Origin of the sequence: Micromonospora sp. WMMD736 (assembly GCF_049179015.1) — a bacterium.
GTDB lineage: Bacteria > Actinomycetota > Actinomycetes > Mycobacteriales > Micromonosporaceae > Micromonospora.
Window position 1 is genome coordinate 1,151,204 of the sequence record NZ_JBMHMI010000001.1, and the last position, 15,162, is coordinate 1,166,365.

The 15,162-nt window shown below is 71.8% G+C and carries 15 protein-coding genes; 7 read left to right on the forward strand and 8 right to left on the reverse strand.

Annotation, left to right across the window (positions count from 1 at the left end; translation table 11 throughout):
• Positions 1 to 15 precede the first annotated feature (15 nt).
• Positions 16 to 882, reverse strand: coding sequence for an aldo/keto reductase family oxidoreductase (locus ACN269_RS05105; protein ID WP_421471274.1), 867 nt, complete (start codon positions 880 to 882; stop codon positions 16 to 18).
• Positions 883 to 1,023: 141 nt separating this feature from the next.
• Between ACN269_RS05105 and ACN269_RS05110 the strand changes: the two genes are divergently transcribed.
• The 5 genes from ACN269_RS05110 (at position 1,024) to ACN269_RS05130 (ending at position 4,715) form a co-directional block, all read left to right on the forward strand.
• Positions 1,024 to 1,464 (forward strand): winged helix-turn-helix transcriptional regulator, encoded by a 441-nt coding sequence (locus ACN269_RS05110; protein WP_421471275.1) that lies wholly within the window; start codon positions 1,024 to 1,026, stop codon positions 1,462 to 1,464.
• A 98-nt stretch (positions 1,465 to 1,562) separates the two neighbouring features.
• Positions 1,563 to 1,988, forward strand: coding sequence for a TOBE domain-containing protein (locus ACN269_RS05115; RefSeq protein WP_421471276.1), 426 nt, complete (start codon positions 1,563 to 1,565; stop codon positions 1,986 to 1,988).
• On the forward strand, positions 1,985 to 2,779 hold the full coding sequence (gene modA / locus ACN269_RS05120; protein WP_421471277.1) for a molybdate ABC transporter substrate-binding protein: 795 nt from the start codon (positions 1,985 to 1,987) through the stop codon (positions 2,777 to 2,779). Before ACN269_RS05115 ends, modA begins: the two co-directional genes overlap by 4 nt.
• Positions 2,776 to 3,591 (forward strand): molybdate ABC transporter permease subunit, encoded by an 816-nt coding sequence (modB, locus tag ACN269_RS05125; protein WP_421471278.1) that lies wholly within the window; start codon positions 2,776 to 2,778, stop codon positions 3,589 to 3,591. The genes modA and modB overlap by 4 nt, the downstream gene beginning before the upstream one ends.
• A 56-nt stretch (positions 3,592 to 3,647) precedes the next feature.
• A complete protein-coding gene (locus tag ACN269_RS05130; protein ID WP_421476201.1) occupies positions 3,648 to 4,715 on the forward strand; it encodes an ABC transporter ATP-binding protein in 1,068 nt (355 codons plus the stop codon).
• Between the two features lie 113 nt (positions 4,716 to 4,828).
• Here ACN269_RS05130 and ACN269_RS05135 read toward each other — a convergent pair whose 3' ends face one another.
• From ACN269_RS05135 to ACN269_RS05145, 3 genes are all read right to left on the reverse strand, one after another.
• Positions 4,829 to 5,242: a type II toxin-antitoxin system prevent-host-death family antitoxin gene (locus ACN269_RS05135; RefSeq protein ID WP_357169751.1), complete on the reverse strand. Its 414-nt coding sequence runs from the start codon at positions 5,240 to 5,242 to the stop codon at positions 4,829 to 4,831.
• A gap of 42 nt (positions 5,243 to 5,284) precedes the next feature.
• Positions 5,285 to 5,857, reverse strand: a complete 573-nt coding sequence (locus ACN269_RS05140) for a GNAT family N-acetyltransferase (RefSeq protein WP_421471279.1) — start codon at positions 5,855 to 5,857, stop codon at positions 5,285 to 5,287.
• A gap of 127 nt (positions 5,858 to 5,984) precedes the next feature.
• A complete protein-coding gene (locus tag ACN269_RS05145; RefSeq protein WP_421471280.1) occupies positions 5,985 to 7,202 on the reverse strand; it encodes a hypothetical protein in 1,218 nt (405 codons plus the stop codon).
• Between the two features lie 158 nt (positions 7,203 to 7,360).
• Here ACN269_RS05145 and ACN269_RS05150 point away from each other — a divergent pair, with 158 nt between their 5' ends.
• Positions 7,361 to 8,920, forward strand: coding sequence for an NAD(P)/FAD-dependent oxidoreductase (locus tag ACN269_RS05150; protein WP_421471281.1), 1,560 nt, complete (start codon positions 7,361 to 7,363; stop codon positions 8,918 to 8,920).
• 8 nt (positions 8,921 to 8,928) lie between these two features.
• On the opposite strand, the gene ACN269_RS05155 is transcribed toward ACN269_RS05150, so the two are convergent.
• Positions 8,929 to 9,975, reverse strand: coding sequence for a GDSL-type esterase/lipase family protein (locus ACN269_RS05155; protein ID WP_421471282.1), 1,047 nt, complete (start codon positions 9,973 to 9,975; stop codon positions 8,929 to 8,931).
• Positions 9,976 to 10,394: 419 nt separating this feature from the next.
• Here ACN269_RS05155 and ACN269_RS05160 point away from each other — a divergent pair, with 419 nt between their 5' ends.
• Entirely contained in the window at positions 10,395 to 11,348 is a 954-nt protein-coding gene (locus ACN269_RS05160) for a hypothetical protein (RefSeq protein WP_421471283.1), read from the forward strand.
• Between the two features lie 14 nt (positions 11,349 to 11,362).
• Here the strand turns inward: ACN269_RS05160 and ACN269_RS05165 are convergent, their stop codons facing one another.
• From ACN269_RS05165 to ACN269_RS05175, 3 genes are read right to left on the reverse strand one after another with little or no spacing between them, the layout of a single operon-like run.
• Positions 11,363 to 12,619 (reverse strand): cellulose binding domain-containing protein, encoded by a 1,257-nt coding sequence (locus ACN269_RS05165; RefSeq protein ID WP_421471284.1) that lies wholly within the window; start codon positions 12,617 to 12,619, stop codon positions 11,363 to 11,365.
• A 34-nt stretch (positions 12,620 to 12,653) separates the two neighbouring features.
• Complete coding sequence (locus ACN269_RS05170; RefSeq protein WP_421471285.1) at positions 12,654 to 14,090, reverse strand: cellulose binding domain-containing protein; 1,437 nt, start codon at positions 14,088 to 14,090, stop codon at positions 12,654 to 12,656.
• The gene (locus ACN269_RS05175) at positions 14,087 to 15,145 is read right to left on the reverse strand and encodes a pectinesterase family protein (protein ID WP_421471286.1); all 1,059 of its coding nucleotides are present in this window, start codon (positions 15,143 to 15,145) and stop codon (positions 14,087 to 14,089) included. The genes ACN269_RS05170 and ACN269_RS05175 overlap by 4 nt, the downstream gene beginning before the upstream one ends.
• Between the last annotated feature and the right edge of the window lie 17 nt (positions 15,146 to 15,162).

Sequence of the window (15,162 nt, forward strand, 5' to 3'; positions counted from 1 at the left end):
CGATCAACGGCGCGGTCAGCGGCCGATCGTGTCCAGCTCGACGAGGTCGTCGTCGGACAGGACGAGTGCCGCGCCCGTGATGTTCTCGCGCAGGTGTGCCACGGACGACGTGCCGGGGATCAGCAGGATGTTCGGCGACCGCCGCAGCAGCCAGGCGAGGGCGACGGACATCGGTGTCGCCCTCAGCCGCGTGGCGACGGCCGAGAGGACGGCCGACTGCAACGGGCTGAAGCCACCCAACGGAAAGAACGGCACGTAGGCGACGCCCTGGTCGGCGAGCGCGTCGATCATCTTGTCGTCCTGGCGGTGCGCGAGGTTGTACCTGTTCTGCACGCACACGATCGGCGCGATCGTCTGCGCCTCGGCGACCTGCTCCGGCGTCGCGTTGCTCACCCCGAGGTGCCGGATCAGGCCCTGCCGCTGGAGGTCCACGAGCACGTCCAGCGCCTCCGCCACCGGCTCGGGTTGGGGCCCCTCGGCGTTGCCGAGCCGCAGGTTCACCAGGTCAAGCACGTCGAGGCCGAGCGTCTGCAGGTTCGCGTGGACGGCCCGGCGCAGACTCTGCGGGTCGCGGGCCGGGGGCCATCCGCCCTGTTCGTCGCGGGTCGCGCCGACCTTGGTCACGATGTGCAGCGACTCGGGGTACGGGTGCAGCGCCTCCCGGATCAGCTCGTTGGTGACCTGCGGCCCGTACGCCTCGGAGGTGTCGATGTGGGTGACACCGCTGTCGACGGCCTCGCGGAGGACGGCGAGGGCGCCGTCCCGGTCGGCCGGCGGTCCCATGACCCAGGGGCCGGCGAGCTGCATGGCGCCGTAGCCGAACCGGGTGACGTCCAGGTCGCCCAGCCTCCAGGTGCCGCCGGGAAGAGAGGGGGAAGCCATCGTCGTACCTCTGACTTTCACATCGCACCGCCGTGGTGCCGGTGCCTCACTGTTACCGGAACCAACTATCAGCGAGTAACTTCCTAACGGAAAGTAGGCACCTCAAAGTGCGTAGCATTCCCCTCAGGAAGGAGCAAGGTGATGGCGACGGCGACAGCGGCCCAGAAGAGGGCGCAGGCCAAGTCGGAGTACGACGCGTTCCTGGCCCAGTGTCCGAGCCGCGAGCTGCTGGACCGGATCGCGGACAAGTGGGTGACTCTGGTGTTGGCCGCGCTCCGTGGCGGAGGCGCGCCGCAAGTCGGTGCCGACTGCGTCGGCGAACCCCGGCCGATGCGCTACTCCGAACTGTCGCGTCAGCTCGCCGGTGTCAGCCAGAAGATGCTCACGCAGACACTGCGCTCGCTGGAACGGGATGGCCTGATCACCCGCACCGTGAAGCCGACCGTGCCCGTCACGGTCACCTACGAGCTCACCGATCTGGGCCTCTCGCTGCACGAGGTGGTGCGGGTCCTGAAGGGCTGGGCCGAGACGCACATGGACGACGTGTTCGCCAACCGCGAGACGTACGACGCCCGGGCCTGAGCGGGGCTCGCAATTGCCACCGATAACGTCTCCTCGATACGCAGAATCGGCCTCGGCCCGCCTTTCCTCCTCGCAGATGCGGCCGTTAGGGTGACCCGGTGACGACCTTCCGGATCGGCGCGGCGGCCGACCTGCTCGGCGTCAGCGCCGACACGATCCGCCGCTGGGTGGACGCCGGGCGGCTGCCCGCCGGGCGTGACGAGCACGGCCACCGGATCATCGACGGCGTCGACCTCGCGGCGTTCGCCCGGGCGCAGGCCGCCGACCCGGACGTGGGCGCCGAGTTCTCCTCGGCGCGCAACCGGCTGCGCGGCATCGTCGTCGACGTCCGCAAGGACACGGTGATGGCCCAGGTCGACATCCAGGCCGGCCCGTTCCGGGTGGTGTCGCTGATGAGCCGCGAGGCGGTCGACGACCTCGACCTGCGGGTCGGCTCGGTCGCCGTGGCCGTGATCAAGTCGACCACCGTGGTGGTGGAGCGCGCCGCGCCGACGACCCCGGCCGGAGCGAGGGGGAACGGATGAGGCGTCGGGTCCGACTCATCGCGGTGGCACTGGCGGTGGCCGTGTCGGCGGCGGCCGGCTGCGACCGCGCCGGCGACCCGGCGGCCGGGGGTGACGCCCGGGACGGTCGGGTCAGCGGCACGGTGACCGTGTTCGCCGCCGCCTCGCTCACCGAGTCGTTCACCCACATCGCCAGGGACTTCGAGGCCGCCAACCCGGGTGTCACCGTCACCCTCAACCTGGCCGGCAGCTCGGCCCTGGCCAACCAGATCACCCAGGGCGCACCGGCGGACGTCTTCGCCTCGGCCGCGCCGAAGAACATGGCGACCGTGACGGAGGCCGGCGACGCCGACGGCACGCCGTTCGTCTTCGCCCGCAACCAACTGGTGATCGCGGTGCCCAGTGGCAACCCGAAGGGCGTGACCGGCCTCGCCGACCTCGCCCGCCCGGGGACGAAGGTCGCGCTCTGCGCCGACCAGGTCCCCTGCGGCGCGGCGGCGCGTAACGCCCTGAGCGCGGCCGGCGTCGCGCTGACACCGGTCACCCTCGAGCAGGACGTCAAGGGCGCGCTGGCCAAGGTCAAGCTCGGCGAGGTCGACGCGGCCCTCGTCTACCGCACCGACGCCCGTGCCGCGAGCGCCGACGTGACGGGCGTCGAGTTCCCCGAGTCGGCACGGGCGATCAACGACTATCCGATCGTCGCGCTGAAGAACGCGCCGAATCGGGCGGGCGCGCGCGCCTTCGTCGCGTACGTCCGCTCCACGCCGGCACAGGCGGTCCTCGCCGAGGCGGGGTTCCAGGCGGCGTCGTGAGCCTGCTCCGCGAGCTCAGCACGTCGCGACGACGTCCACGGGTGCCGGCGGCGTTGCTGATCCCGGCCGGGCTGGGCCTGCTCTTTCTGGTCCTGCCACTGGCCGGGCTGGTGGTCCGGGCGCCGTGGACGACGCTGCCCCAGCGGCTCACCGCGCCGGGGGCGCTGACGGCGCTGCGCCTGTCGGTGCAGACCGCGACCCTGGCCACACTGCTCTGTCTCCTGCTCGGGGTACCCCTGGCGTGGCTGCTGGCCCGGGTCGACTTTCCCGGCCGCCGGCTGGTCCGCGCCCTGGTCACCGTGCCGCTGGTGCTGCCACCGGTGGTCGGCGGCGTGGCCCTGCTGCTGGTCTTCGGCCGGCGCGGATTGCTCGGTGGCTGGCTCGACGCCACGTTCGGCGTCACCCTGCCGTTCACGACCGCGGGCGTGGTGCTGGCCGAAGCGTTCGTCGCCATGCCGTTCCTCGTCATCGCCGTCGAGGGCGCGCTCCGCGCCGCCGACCACCGCTACGAGGAGGCCGCCGCGACACTGGGCGCCAGCCGGTGGACCACCTTCACCCATGTCACGTTGCCGCTGGTGGCACCCGGCCTCGCCGCTGGCGCGGTGCTGTGTTGGGCGCGGGCGCTCGGCGAGTTCGGCGCCACCATCACCTTCGCCGGCAACTATCCCGGGCGTACCCAGACGATGCCGTTGGCCGTCTACCTGGCGCTGGAGACCGACCTGGAGTCCGCCATCGTGCTCAGCCTGGTGCTGCTGATCGTCTCGGTGGGCATCCTGGCCGCGCTGCGCGACCGCTGGATGGCCAGCCCGTGACCGCGCCGCCGCCCGACGACCGGCCCGTGCCCGTGCTGCCGCCCCACCACCAGCCCGTGACCGCGCCGCTGGTGGATGCCCGGCTGGTCGTCGACCGGGGCGCCTTCCGGTTGGACGTACCGCTGCGGGTCGCGCCGGGTGAGGTCGTCGCGCTGCTGGGGCCCAACGGGGCCGGCAAGACCACCGCGCTGCGCGCCCTGGCCGGGCTGCACCCGCTCACCGACGGGCACGTCACCCTCGACGGCGTCGACCTGGACCGGCCGGCGACCCGGGCCTGGGTGCCCACCGAGCGCCGGCCGATCGGTGTGGTCTTCCAGGACTACCTGCTGTTTCCGCACCTCGACGCGTTGCACAACGTGGCGTTCGGGCCGCGCCGGCACGGCGTCGACCGGCGGGCGGCACGGGCCACCGCGCGGAGCTGGCTCGACCGGGTGGGCCTCGCCGACCAGGCACACCGCAAGCCCCGGCAACTCTCCGGCGGGCAGGCGCAGCGGGTGGCGCTGGCCCGCGCGCTGGCCGTCGGACCGTCACTGCTGCTGCTCGACGAGCCACTGGCCGCTCTGGACGCCCGTACCCGCCTGGAGACCCGCGCGCAGCTGCACCGTCACCTGGCCGCGCACCCGGGCGCGACGGTGCTGGTCACCCACGATCCGCTGGACGCGTTGGCGTTGGCCGACCGCCTGGTGATCGTCGAGGGCGGGCGCGTCGTCCAGGAGGGCGACGGTCCGAGCGTCACGGCCCGCCCGCGCACCGACTACGTGGCGCGGCTGGTCGGGCTGAACCTCTACCGGGGTCGCGCCGAGGGCCACGGCGTACGCGTCGCGCCGGAGTTGACCCTGAGCGTGGCCGACCGGCTCGACGGCGATGCGTTCGTGGCGTTCCGCCCGGCGGCGGTGGCCCTGCACCCGGCGCGGCCCGACGGCAGCCCACGCAACACGTGGGCGGGCACGGTGAGCGGCGTGCAGCGGCACGGCGACAACGTGCGGGTGCAGGTGGACGGGCCGATCGGCGTGGCCGCCGACGTCACGCCGGCCGCGGCGGCCCAGCTCCGGCTGATACCGGGCCAACGGATCTGGGTGGCGGTCAAGGCGACCGAGACCCACGCCTACCCCGCGACGAGCTGACGCCGCCGCACGGTGGGCAGGCCGACGCCGGACCGCACCCGCCTCTGCCGGCCCCGGTGTGCAGGGCGAGGCCGGACCGTGCACGGGCCGCCACCGGCCGCGGCGAGCGGCGGTCAGTCGGCCAGCAGGTCGGCGTGCGCGGCGCGCAGCCGGGCCAGCGTCGGATCGCTGCCCGGAACGACCCGGCGGTCCAGCTCGGCCCACACCTCGGCCAGCGCCGCGCGGACCGCACCCAGCTCGGCGGCGTGCCGCTGGCTGCTGCGGCGGTGCTGCTCGTCGAGGCGGCGGGCCCAGCCGGCGGTGACCGCGGCGAGCCGGTCGGCGTCCGCGCGGGCCTGGGCGGCGCTGCGGGCCGCGGCGGCGGGAACGATCGCGGCGACCGGGCGGGGATCGCCGTCGCGGGTGACGACGGTGACCGCGTCGGTCAGCTCGGCCAACGCGACGAGCTGGCTGAACCGGGTGCGCGCCTCGCGCAGCGGCACGGAGCGCGGCGGGTCGGGATGCGGGGTGAGCGCGGGGATGGCCATGGATGTATGCTGCCGCCCGGGTACGACAGAAATCCGCCGTCGTCAGTGGACGGTGGGTGACGGTGGCGCCGACGCGGCCCGCCACTCGTCGGCCAGCACCGACCAGATCTCCAGGTCGATGCGACCGTGTGGCCCCGGGTAGACCTGGCGCAGGGTGCCGTCGTGGCGCAACCCCAGCCGGCGGGCCAGGGCGATGCTGCGGACGTTGGCGGCGTTCGTCCGCCACTCGACGCGCTGGATGCCGCGCTCGCGCACCGCCCAGTCGACGATCCGCCGGACCGCGGCGGCGACGAAGCCCCTGCCCTGGGCGGACGGCTCGAGCCAGCAGCCGACCTCGCACAGGCCCAGCGTGACGTCGAACGACACGAACATCACGCCGCCGACAAGCGTGCCGCGCCACCACAGCCCCCAGATGCCGCCGGAGTCGGCCGCCCAGCGGTCGGCGTAGCGCTGCAACACGGCTCGGGCCGACGGCAGGTCGGTGGCGACGAAGGTCGGCGACACCCAGGGGCGGATGTGCTCGCGCGCCCGGTCCAGGTGGGCGAGGAACTCCTCGGCCCGCCAGGGGTCCAACGTGCGCAGCTCGACGTCCTCGGTCAGCGGCAGGGCGAACATCGGGCCTCCATTCGGGGGTACGACGGGTGGCGGGCTCGCCGGCTCTCAGGCTGGCAGATGTGTGCGGAGGGCGGCGAACTGGGCCACCGTCAGGTACGAGCCCGCATCACCCGGGCCCGGTAGCCAATCAAATGATCATGTGCGTCCAGTAGCTGAGCCAGAGCACGAACAGCGCGCCCTGCACGAGGGCGAGCGCCGCCGTGAGCCACACGTCGACGCTCGCGCGGCGGGCCCACCGGGCCAGCACCAGGGCCACCGGGAACGCGGCCAGTAGGTAGCGCAGCAGGCTCTTGTAGACCGCCGACCCCAGCGACAGCGGCACCACCACCATGAGCACGCCGTAGACCAGGTAGGGCAGTTCCCGTCGGCGGAACCCGGCGGCCAGGACGGCCAGCACGACCAGGGCGAACAGCACCCGGGCGGCGTCGCGCGGCTCGCCGGCGAGCCCGCCCAGCACCACCGGAACCGGGTTCTGCGCCTCGATGCCCCAGCCGACCTTCTGCGCGTGCTGGTAGGCGAACCAGTCCCCGCCCCGCCACTTGCAGAACGCCATGAAGGTGAACCATCCGGCGGGCAGCAGCAGCAACGGCCAGCCGGTCCGCAGGTAGCCGAGCAGGGTACGCGGCCCGAGCCGCCAGTCGTGCTGGCGCAGCAGCACCAGCGCCAACGGCAGGGCGACGAGCAGCCCGAGAGACCGGCTCATCGCCAGGAAGTAGCCGAGCACACCGACCAGCAGCCACCGGCGGCGCTCGGCGTGGTAGAAGGCGGCCAGCGCGAGGCAGACGAACAGCGACTCGGTCAGCGCGGCCTGGAACAGGAAGGCCGTCGGCAGGAGCACCAGGTAGCGGGTGAATCGACGAGCCGCGTCGCCGTCACCGAGCAGCAGCTCGGCCAGTCGGTAGCCGTACCCGAGGGCGCCCAGGAACGCGACATTGCTGATCAACAGCAGAGCGAGGGCGTTGTCGCCGCCCAGCAGCGCACCGACCGGCCGGGCGAGGAAGGGGTAGAGCAGCGGAAAGCCGAAGTCCCCCCACGGTCGCCCGGTCAGCGGCAACTCGCTGAGCCGCAGGTAGAGCAGCGCGTCCCAGGCGAACCAGAAGGAGATCCACCGGTGCCCGGAGATCTCCCGCTGCTGCGCCCACATCAGTGCCTCGTCCGGCGGCGGCGCGCCGGGGATGCCGTCCCAGGCGTGCAGGACCAGCAGGCCGAGCAGGGTCAGCAGCAGCTTCGCGCCGAGGAAGAGCCCGATCAGGTACGGCCAGGGCGGCGGCACCCGGTGGACCAGTCGCGCGCCCACCCCGGCCAGCGCCGCCACGCGCCGCCGGCCGCCTCGCCACCGGTGCATCCGCCCCGCTCCCCCGGTCCGCCGAACCGTCCGCCGCCCTCCCCGTTGTACGCCCCGGCGGACCCCGCCGGAGGAGAAACCCATCAGGACCCGCAGGTGACATCCCGGGCATAACGGGTAAGCGGGCCCCCTCGACCGGAACCAGGGAGTACGGCGACATGAGCGAGCAGCACGGCACGGTGGTCATCGGCGCGGGGCCGGCGGGGCTCACGGCGGCGTACGAGTTGCTCCGCCACGGGCGGCCGGTCCGGGTCTTCGAGGCCGACGAGGTGGTCGGCGGGATCAGCCGCACCGTGGAACGCGACGGGTGGCGCTTCGACATCGGCGGGCACCGGTTCTTCACCAAGGTCCCCCGGGTGGAGGCGTTCTGGCACGAGATCCTGCCGGACGAGGACTTCCTGACCCGGCCCCGGATGAGCCGGATCTTCTACCGGGGCGCCCTGTTCAACTATCCGCTGAGCGCGACGAACGCGCTGCGCAACCTGGGTCTACCGGAGGCGGTGCGGTGCCTCGCCTCGTACGCCCGGGCGCGGGTTCGCCCACCGCGCGACCAGTCCCACTTCGAGGGTTGGGTGTCGGCCCGGTTCGGCTGGCGGCTGTACTCGATCTTCTTCAAGACGTACACCGAGAAGGTCTGGGGTATGCCCGCGGACCGGCTGCGGGCCGACTGGGCCGCACAGCGGATCAAGAACCTGTCGCTGGCCACGGCGATCCGCAACGCGGTGCTGCCCGGACGCCGCCGCACCGACGTGACAAGCCTGATCGAGGAGTTCCAGTACCCGAAGTACGGGCCGGGCATGATGTGGGAACACTGCGCCGACCAGGTACGCCAGCGCGGCGGGGAGGTGTCCACCGGCACCTGGGTGACCGCCGTGCACCGCGACCCGAAACGACGTCGGGCGATCAGCGTGACGGTCAACGGCGTGGGCGGGCAGCGTACCGAGCCGGCCGACGACGTGATCTCGTCGATGCCGATCTCGGAGCTGGTCGCCGCGATCCGCCCACCCGCACCCCCGCAGGTGCTGGCCTGCGCCGCCGACCTGCGCTACCGCGACTTCCTGACCGTCGCGCTGGTGGTGCCGGCCGAGTTCTCGTTCCCCGACAACTGGATCTACGTGCACGATCCGGCGGTGCGGGTGGGCCGCATCCAGAACTTCGGCTCCTGGTCGCCGTACCTCGTCAAGGACGGACGCACCTGCCTGGGCCTGGAGTACTTCGTCTTCGAGGACGACGAGATGTGGCGTACCCCGGACACCGACCTGGTGGCCCTCGCCACCGCCGAGCTGGAGCGGTTGGGCCTGGTCCGCCCGGGAGTGGTCGAGGCCGGCCACGTCGTGCGCATGCCGAAGGCCTATCCGGTGTACGACGAGCGTTACCAGCACAACGTGGACGTGATCCGGGCGTGGCTGGCCGAGGCCGTGCCGAACGTGCACGCGGTGGGACGCAACGGCATGCACCGCTACAACAACCAGGACCACTCGATGCTCACCGCGATGTTGACCGTGGAGAACATCGTCACCGGCAGCGCCCACGACGTCTGGTCGGTCAACGTGGAGCAGGACTACCACGAACAGTCCGCCGACGGCGGCGCGCGGCCGGGCACGGGCCGGGACGCGCCGGTGCTGCCGAGCCGGATCGTCACCGCGCCGATCACCGCTCCCGACGGCGTGCGCACGGCCGGCGACGGCAGTCGATCCGCGCAGGCGCCGCTGGTCTGACGAGCCGGCTACGGAGTCGGCGTCAGTCGTGCGCTGAGGATCGGCGCCAGCCGGTCGGTGACGGCCTGGTGGCCCGCGTCGTTCGGGTGCACCGAATCGCTCAAACCGCCGGACGTCACCCAGCCGGTGGTGTCCACGTAGCACACCTTGACGTCACCCGCGGCGTTGCGTGCCCGCACCGCCGCCTCGGTCTCGGCGGCGTAACGACCGGCGAACGTGCGCATGACGAAGAGCGTGGCGTTCGGAAATTTGGCCCGGATCCTCGTGAGGAAGGTGATGTACGTCGCCTGGAAGTCGGCGGCGCTCACGCCGTGGGTCTTGTCGTTGGTCCCCAGGTTGATCACCACGCCGTCGGCGGTGTAGCGGGAGAAGTCCCACGGGTCGGTGCCGACCTGGCCACCGGAGGACATCCAGTAGCGGGTCGACTGCGCCCAACACCCGTCGGACGTCTCGGCCAGACACATGCCACCGATCGCGATCTGGGTGTGGTCGTAGCCGAGCCGCTCACCGACCTTGAAGCCGTAGTCCGTCACCGCGAGCTGACTGCTCGTGCCACCCGCGGTGATCGAGTCACCGACGAACTCGACCAGCTTGGGGCGGGCCGGCGGCATGAACGTGCCCGCGCCCGAATCCAGGATCAGCCCCTGGAAGACCGCGTCACCGCCGTAAGAGCCGTCCACCTGCCGGTAACTGACGATCAACGTGTGGCTGCCGGCAGCGAGGGCGGTCGGTGTCAGGTCGATGATGCCGGAGCCGGTGAAGGACGTGAACGGCCCACCGTCGATGCTGGCCCACAGCTGGATGGTGTTGCGCTGTCGGAGCTTCACCGTCCGGCCGGTGAACCCGACCCGCAGGTACGCGCCGGCCCAGTAGGGCACGTAGGCCGAGGGGTTCGTCCGGTTCCACCGGCCGACGAAGCTGATGTTCGAGTCGGTCGGTGTGCCGTCGCCGAGCGCAACAACCTCGTCGTCGCTGAGGGCCGGCAGAGCCGCGGCGAGCACTCCGGCGGCGACTGCGATGAGGGCCGCGGTACGCAGGAAACGAATCGTCGTCATCGGATGGGGTTCCAGCCGTCGTTGCCCGCCAGGTAGGCGGTGGGCGGGTACTAAGTGGCGGTGGCGGCGCTCAGCTCGGGCCGGTCGGCGTTGACGACCGCGCCAGCCCCGGCGCTACCGTACTCGGCGGACCGGACGGTCCGCCACGAAGGGCCGGGCATGTCGGTCCCGGAACGTTTCTTCCGGACGCAGCGGGCTCGGTGGCCACCGACCGTGCGGCACCGGCGAGCGCGAGGCGGGCGAGCCCGACAAGGCGTGATGCGGTGGCGGCACGGCCGCGACGCGCCGTCGCTGCCGGGTCAACCGGGGTACGGCGGAGCCACGCCCCAGCCCCGGCGCGGTACCGGCGCCCGCCGAACCGGGTCCGCGTCGGCTGACGAGCTCGGACTTGCCCGGTACGGCGTGGCTACCATCCTGGGGTGATCGAGGAATTGATGAGACGCGCCGCCACCGAGGACGACGACGCGATCGAGGAGTTGAGCGCGATCGCGGACGCCGACCCTCGCAGGCTGACCCCGCACCTGAGTCTCCTGCTCGACCTCGACGTGCTGTACCCGGCGAAGTTGTACCGCGCGGCGGACGCCGACGTGGTCCGTCGGATCATCGAGCAGGTCGACAGCGGCCGAACGCCCGACCGGCTCAACCACCTGCTCATGGTCCTGGCGCACAGTGCCCACCCGTCCGCCGAGAGCGCGCTGCGTCGCTGGACGACGCAGCCTCCACCGGGTTCGGACAAGCTGTACGTCGATGCGCTCAGCTACGCGCACGAGGGCGGCTGGGCGGTCGGCTCCGACGGTCGGCGACGTAACCTGTGCGGGGACACCGCGTACCGGTGGGTCATGCGGGCAACCGCGCCCGGCGGCGATCGGCCCAGCTGTCCCTGGTGCGCCTCGCCGCTGTGGGTCGCCGCGGACCTCGACACCGCGGACGCCGACATCGCCGCGGCGCTGGCCCACACGGGGTGGTCCGGGCGATTGGTGATCGAGACCTGCCAGTTCTGCGCCTGCTACACGACGCTGTACAGCCACGTCACTCCGACCGGTGACGTCACCTGGTGGGCCGGCAACTCCCGGCCGAGCTACCTCCCGGACGCCCCCGAACCGGAGGATCCCACGACACTGTCGCCGGTCCTCGGGCCGGCCCTGACGAGCCCGTACCAGGTCAGCGCCTGGAACCAGGGAGGATCGACGCTGGGCGGCCGGCCCGAGTGGATCCAGGACGCCGAGCACGCCGACTGCCCCGGTTGCGGCGAACTGATGGATTACGTGGGTCTGATCGCTGGCGCCGACCTGGACGAGTACGGCGAGGGCGCGTACTACCTGCACCTGCACCAACCGTGCGGCTTCGCCGCCGTGAACTATCAGCAGAGTTGACCCAGGGGTGGCGGTCACCTCAGGTACGCGGCGAGCGGGATGTTCTGCGCCCGCAGGGCGGTGGCGATCAGGCCGGCTATCTGTCGGGCCCCGGCGGCCTCGAAGTGGGTGTGGTCGTTGCAGAAGAACGCGCCGACCGCGCCCGTCGAGTAGTCACCGTTGTTCGGGCACAACCTCAGCGAGTTGTAGAGCGCCACGCTCTTCGCGTGCAGGTCGATGACGGGTACGCCGTTGGCGGTGGCCGCCGCCGTCGTTTCGGTGACGAACCCGCGATTGCCGACGGCGGTGTTGCCGCTACAGGTGATCGCCGCGACCGGGGTGACGAAGATCGGCTTCACGCCCCTGGCCTTGGCGGCCGTCGCCATCACGCCGAGCAGGTCCTTGAATCGATTGGTGCCCACGTGTCGCGGGCAGGCCGAGTCGCCGTCGTTGATGCCGAACTGGATGATCAGATAGTCGCCGGCCTTGAAGCCGCTGCCGGTGTCCAGCATCGCCGACCACCGCGCGCTGTAGGCGGTAGAGCTGAGCACGCACTCGCCGGCCGAGTTCTTGGTGGCGGTCACGTTGCCCTCGTACAGCCACGTCTGGATGCTGCGACCGCCGACGGCGCTGTTCTGCACGGTGACGTTCGAGGTGAGGTAGGACCCGAACTGGCTGCCCCAGCCGATCGGACAGGAACTGGCATTCATCATCGTGGAGTCGCCGGCCATCCACACCTTGATCGGCGCGGGTGTCGGTGACGGGGACGGGCTGACCGGCGGCGTGCTCGGGCCGGTGCAGGGTGTCGGCGCGGGCGACGGCGTCGATGTCGGCGACGGCGCGGTGGGCGACGGCGTCGGCGCGGTGGGCGTCACCGCCGGTGGACCGACACAGGTGGTGCCGTTGAACGAGAACGACGACGGCACGGGGTTGCTGCCGCTCCAGGTTCCGTTGAAGCCGAAGGCGACCGATGCGCCGGAGCCGACGGCACCGTTGTAGCCCACGTTGGTGGCGGTGGCCGCCGTGCCGCTGACCGTGACGGTGGCGTTCCACGCCTGCGTCACGCCCTGCCCGGGGGCGAGACTCCAACCCAGGGTCCAACCAGTCACGGCGTCACCGAAATTGGTGACGACGACATCGGCGCCGAACCCGCCGGTCCACTGGCTGGTGACCCGATAGGCGACCCCGCATGCCGGGGTGGCGGCCTGGGCGGTGGCGATGCCGAGCCCACCGGCCACGACGGTCGGGACCGTTGCCGCCAGGAGCACGAGACGCGATCGGCGAATCTTCATCGGGGCACTCCTGCCGTGGTCGGGACTCTCACCGTCAGCTGGCGGCGGCGCACGGGACGCCGTTGAGGGCGAAACCGGTCGCTCCGCCGAGTGGGCTGTCGGTGATGAATCCGAAGCTGGTCGAGCCGGCGGCCGGAAGCACCGCGTTCCAGGCGACGTTCGCCGCCGTGGCCGCCGCGCCGGACTGGGTGACGGTGGCGTTCCAGGACTGCGTGATCCGCTGAGCGCCCGGCAGGGACCAGGTCAGCGTCCACCCGTCGACGCCGACGGTGGAGGTGTTGGTGAGCGTCACGTCGAACTGGGCGCCCGTACCCCAGTCACCGCTCTTGCGGTAGGTGACCGCGCAGGCCGCGCCTGCAGAAGCGGTCGGCGCGGGCGTCGTCGGCGCGGGGCTCGTCGGTGGCGGGGTAGTGGGGGGCGGGGTGGTCGGGGCCGGGCTCGTGTTCAGTCGGGCGCTGAGGATCGGGGCCAGCCGGTCGGTGATGGCCTGGTGGCCCGCGTCGTTCGGGTGCACCGAGTCGCTGAGGCCGCCGGACGGCAGCCAGCCGGTCGTGTCGACGTAGTACACGTTGGCATCGCCCGCAGCGTTACGGGCCCGGACCGCCGCCTCCGTCTCCGTCGCGTAGCGACCGATGAACGTGCGCAGGGCGAAGAGCGTGGCGTTCGGGAACGTGGCCCGGATCCTCGTGAGGAAGGTGGTGTACGTCGCCTGGAAGGCCGTGCCGCTCACGCCGTGACTCTTGTCGTTGGTGCCCAGGTTGATCACGACGCCGTCGGCGGTGTAGCGGGAGAAGTCCCACGGGTCGGTGCCGACCTGGCCACCGGAGGACATCCAGTAGCGGGTCGACTGCGCCCAACACCCGTCGGACGTCTCGGCCAGACACATGCCACCGATCGCGATCTGGGTGTGGTCGTAGCCGAGCCGCTCACCGACCTTGAAGGCGTAGTCCGTCACGGCGAGTTGACTGCTGGTGGCCCCCGCGGTGATCGAGTCACCGACGAACTCGACCAGCTTGGGGCGGACCGGTGGCCGATACGTGGCCGCGCCGGAGTCGAGGAGCAGCCCCTGGAAGACCGCGTCACCGGTGTACGAGCCGGCCACCTGCCGGTAGCTGACGATCAGCGTGTGGTTGCCGGCAGCGAGGGCGGTCGGTGTCAGGTTGATCGTGCCGGAGCCGGTGAAGGACGTGAACGGCCCACCGTCGATGCTGGCCCACAGCTGGATGGTGTTGCGCTGTCGGAGCTTCACCGTCCGGCCGGTGAACCCGACCCGCAGGTACGCGCCGGCCCAGTAGGGCACGTAGGCCGAGGGGTTCGTCCGGTTCCACCGGCCGACGAAGCTGATGTTCGAGTCGGTCGGTGTGCCGTCGCCGGCCGCGGCCTCGGCGCTGAGCACCGGCAGACCGGCGGCGAGCACCCCGGCGGCGACCGCGACTACGGCCGCGGTGCGCAGCGTACGAATGGTCGTCATCGGATGGGGTTCCAGCCGTCGGTGCCCGCCAGGTAGGCGGTGGGTGTGTACTGGGTGGCGGTGGAGGCGCTCATCTGGGGCCGGTTGGCGTTGACGACCGCGCCAGGGCCGGTGCTGCCGTACTCGGCGAACCGGGCGTTCCGCCACGAGAAGCCGGACATGTCGGTCCAGGGGTCGGTACGGATGTGCGCGCCCATCGTGACGCCCCGGTAGAGCACCTGACCGCGGGCGTTCACGTCGCCGCTGGGGTGCCAGGGGCGGCCCAGATAGACGGTCCTCGCGGGCGCGTTGCTGGTGAGCGTGGTTCCCCAGAACAGGAAGCCGAACTTGTTGTTGATGTCGGTGGACGCGGCGGTGAGGTAGCCGTTGTTCGACGACGAGCCCCGGGTGAGCGAGTGCACGGTGCCGCTCTGGAAGACCATGGTGCCCCGGCCGAAGATGAAGTCGACGTCGCCCTCCACGTAGGAGTTCCGGACGTAGAGTCGCCGGACCGCGCTGACACTGGGCGCGTTGACCAGCAGGGTGTCCTGGTTGCCGAGGACGCGGACGTTGTCGAACTGCACCCGGTCGCCGGAGGTGTTGACCGCGACGGCCTGCTCGGCGTCGAGGGTGTTGGCGGCCTCGTCGAAGTCGTTCGACATGGTCAGGTTCCTGATGGTGGTGTCGTTGGCGTTGACGAAGACCGAGGCGCTGCCGGACGTGCCGTACGTACCGCCACCGGGCTTGGTCTGGCCGGAGGCGTGCCCTTCGACGATCACCACCTGGCTGGCGGAGCTGCCGGCGCCGACCAGGGTGAGGTAGGGCTTGTTGGCGGGAATCGTGACCACGCCCCGGTAGGTGCCGGGTTTGATGGAGATGGTGACCGGAACGCCATTGTTCGCCGGGACACTGTCGATCGCCGCCTGCACGGTCGGGTAGGTGCCACTGCCGTCGGCGGCCACCGTGATGGTCGTGGCCGCCGACGCGGCAGTCACCGGTGCGACCGTGGCGGCGAGCGCGCACACCGTCGTCACCGCCAGCGAGCGCACCTGACGAGCCCTGCCGGATGTGGTCATGAGCGTTCTCCGATCCC

Coding starts and splice junctions, on each gene's coding strand:
- ACN269_RS05175 (WP_421471286.1), bottom strand. CDS start 15,145: ATGACCACATCCGGCAGGGCTCGTCAGGTGCGCTCGCTGGCGGTGACG.
- ACN269_RS05170 (WP_421471285.1), bottom strand. CDS start 14,090: ATGACGACCATTCGTACGCTGCGCACCGCGGCCGTAGTCGCGGTCGCC.
- modA (WP_421471277.1), top strand. CDS start 1,985: ATGAGGCGTCGGGTCCGACTCATCGCGGTGGCACTGGCGGTGGCCGTG.
- ACN269_RS05105 (WP_421471274.1), bottom strand. CDS start 882: ATGGCTTCCCCCTCTCTTCCCGGCGGCACCTGGAGGCTGGGCGACCTG.
- ACN269_RS05135 (WP_357169751.1), bottom strand. CDS start 5,242: ATGGCCATCCCCGCGCTCACCCCGCATCCCGACCCGCCGCGCTCCGTG.
- ACN269_RS05155 (WP_421471282.1), bottom strand. CDS start 9,975: ATGACGACGATTCGTTTCCTGCGTACCGCGGCCCTCATCGCAGTCGCC.
- ACN269_RS05145 (WP_421471280.1), bottom strand. CDS start 7,202: ATGCACCGGTGGCGAGGCGGCCGGCGGCGCGTGGCGGCGCTGGCCGGG.
- ACN269_RS05165 (WP_421471284.1), bottom strand. CDS start 12,619: ATGAAGATTCGCCGATCGCGTCTCGTGCTCCTGGCGGCAACGGTCCCG.
- ACN269_RS05150 (WP_421471281.1), top strand. CDS start 7,361: ATGAGCGAGCAGCACGGCACGGTGGTCATCGGCGCGGGGCCGGCGGGG.
- ACN269_RS05140 (WP_421471279.1), bottom strand. CDS start 5,857: ATGTTCGCCCTGCCGCTGACCGAGGACGTCGAGCTGCGCACGTTGGAC.
- ACN269_RS05110 (WP_421471275.1), top strand. CDS start 1,024: ATGGCGACGGCGACAGCGGCCCAGAAGAGGGCGCAGGCCAAGTCGGAG.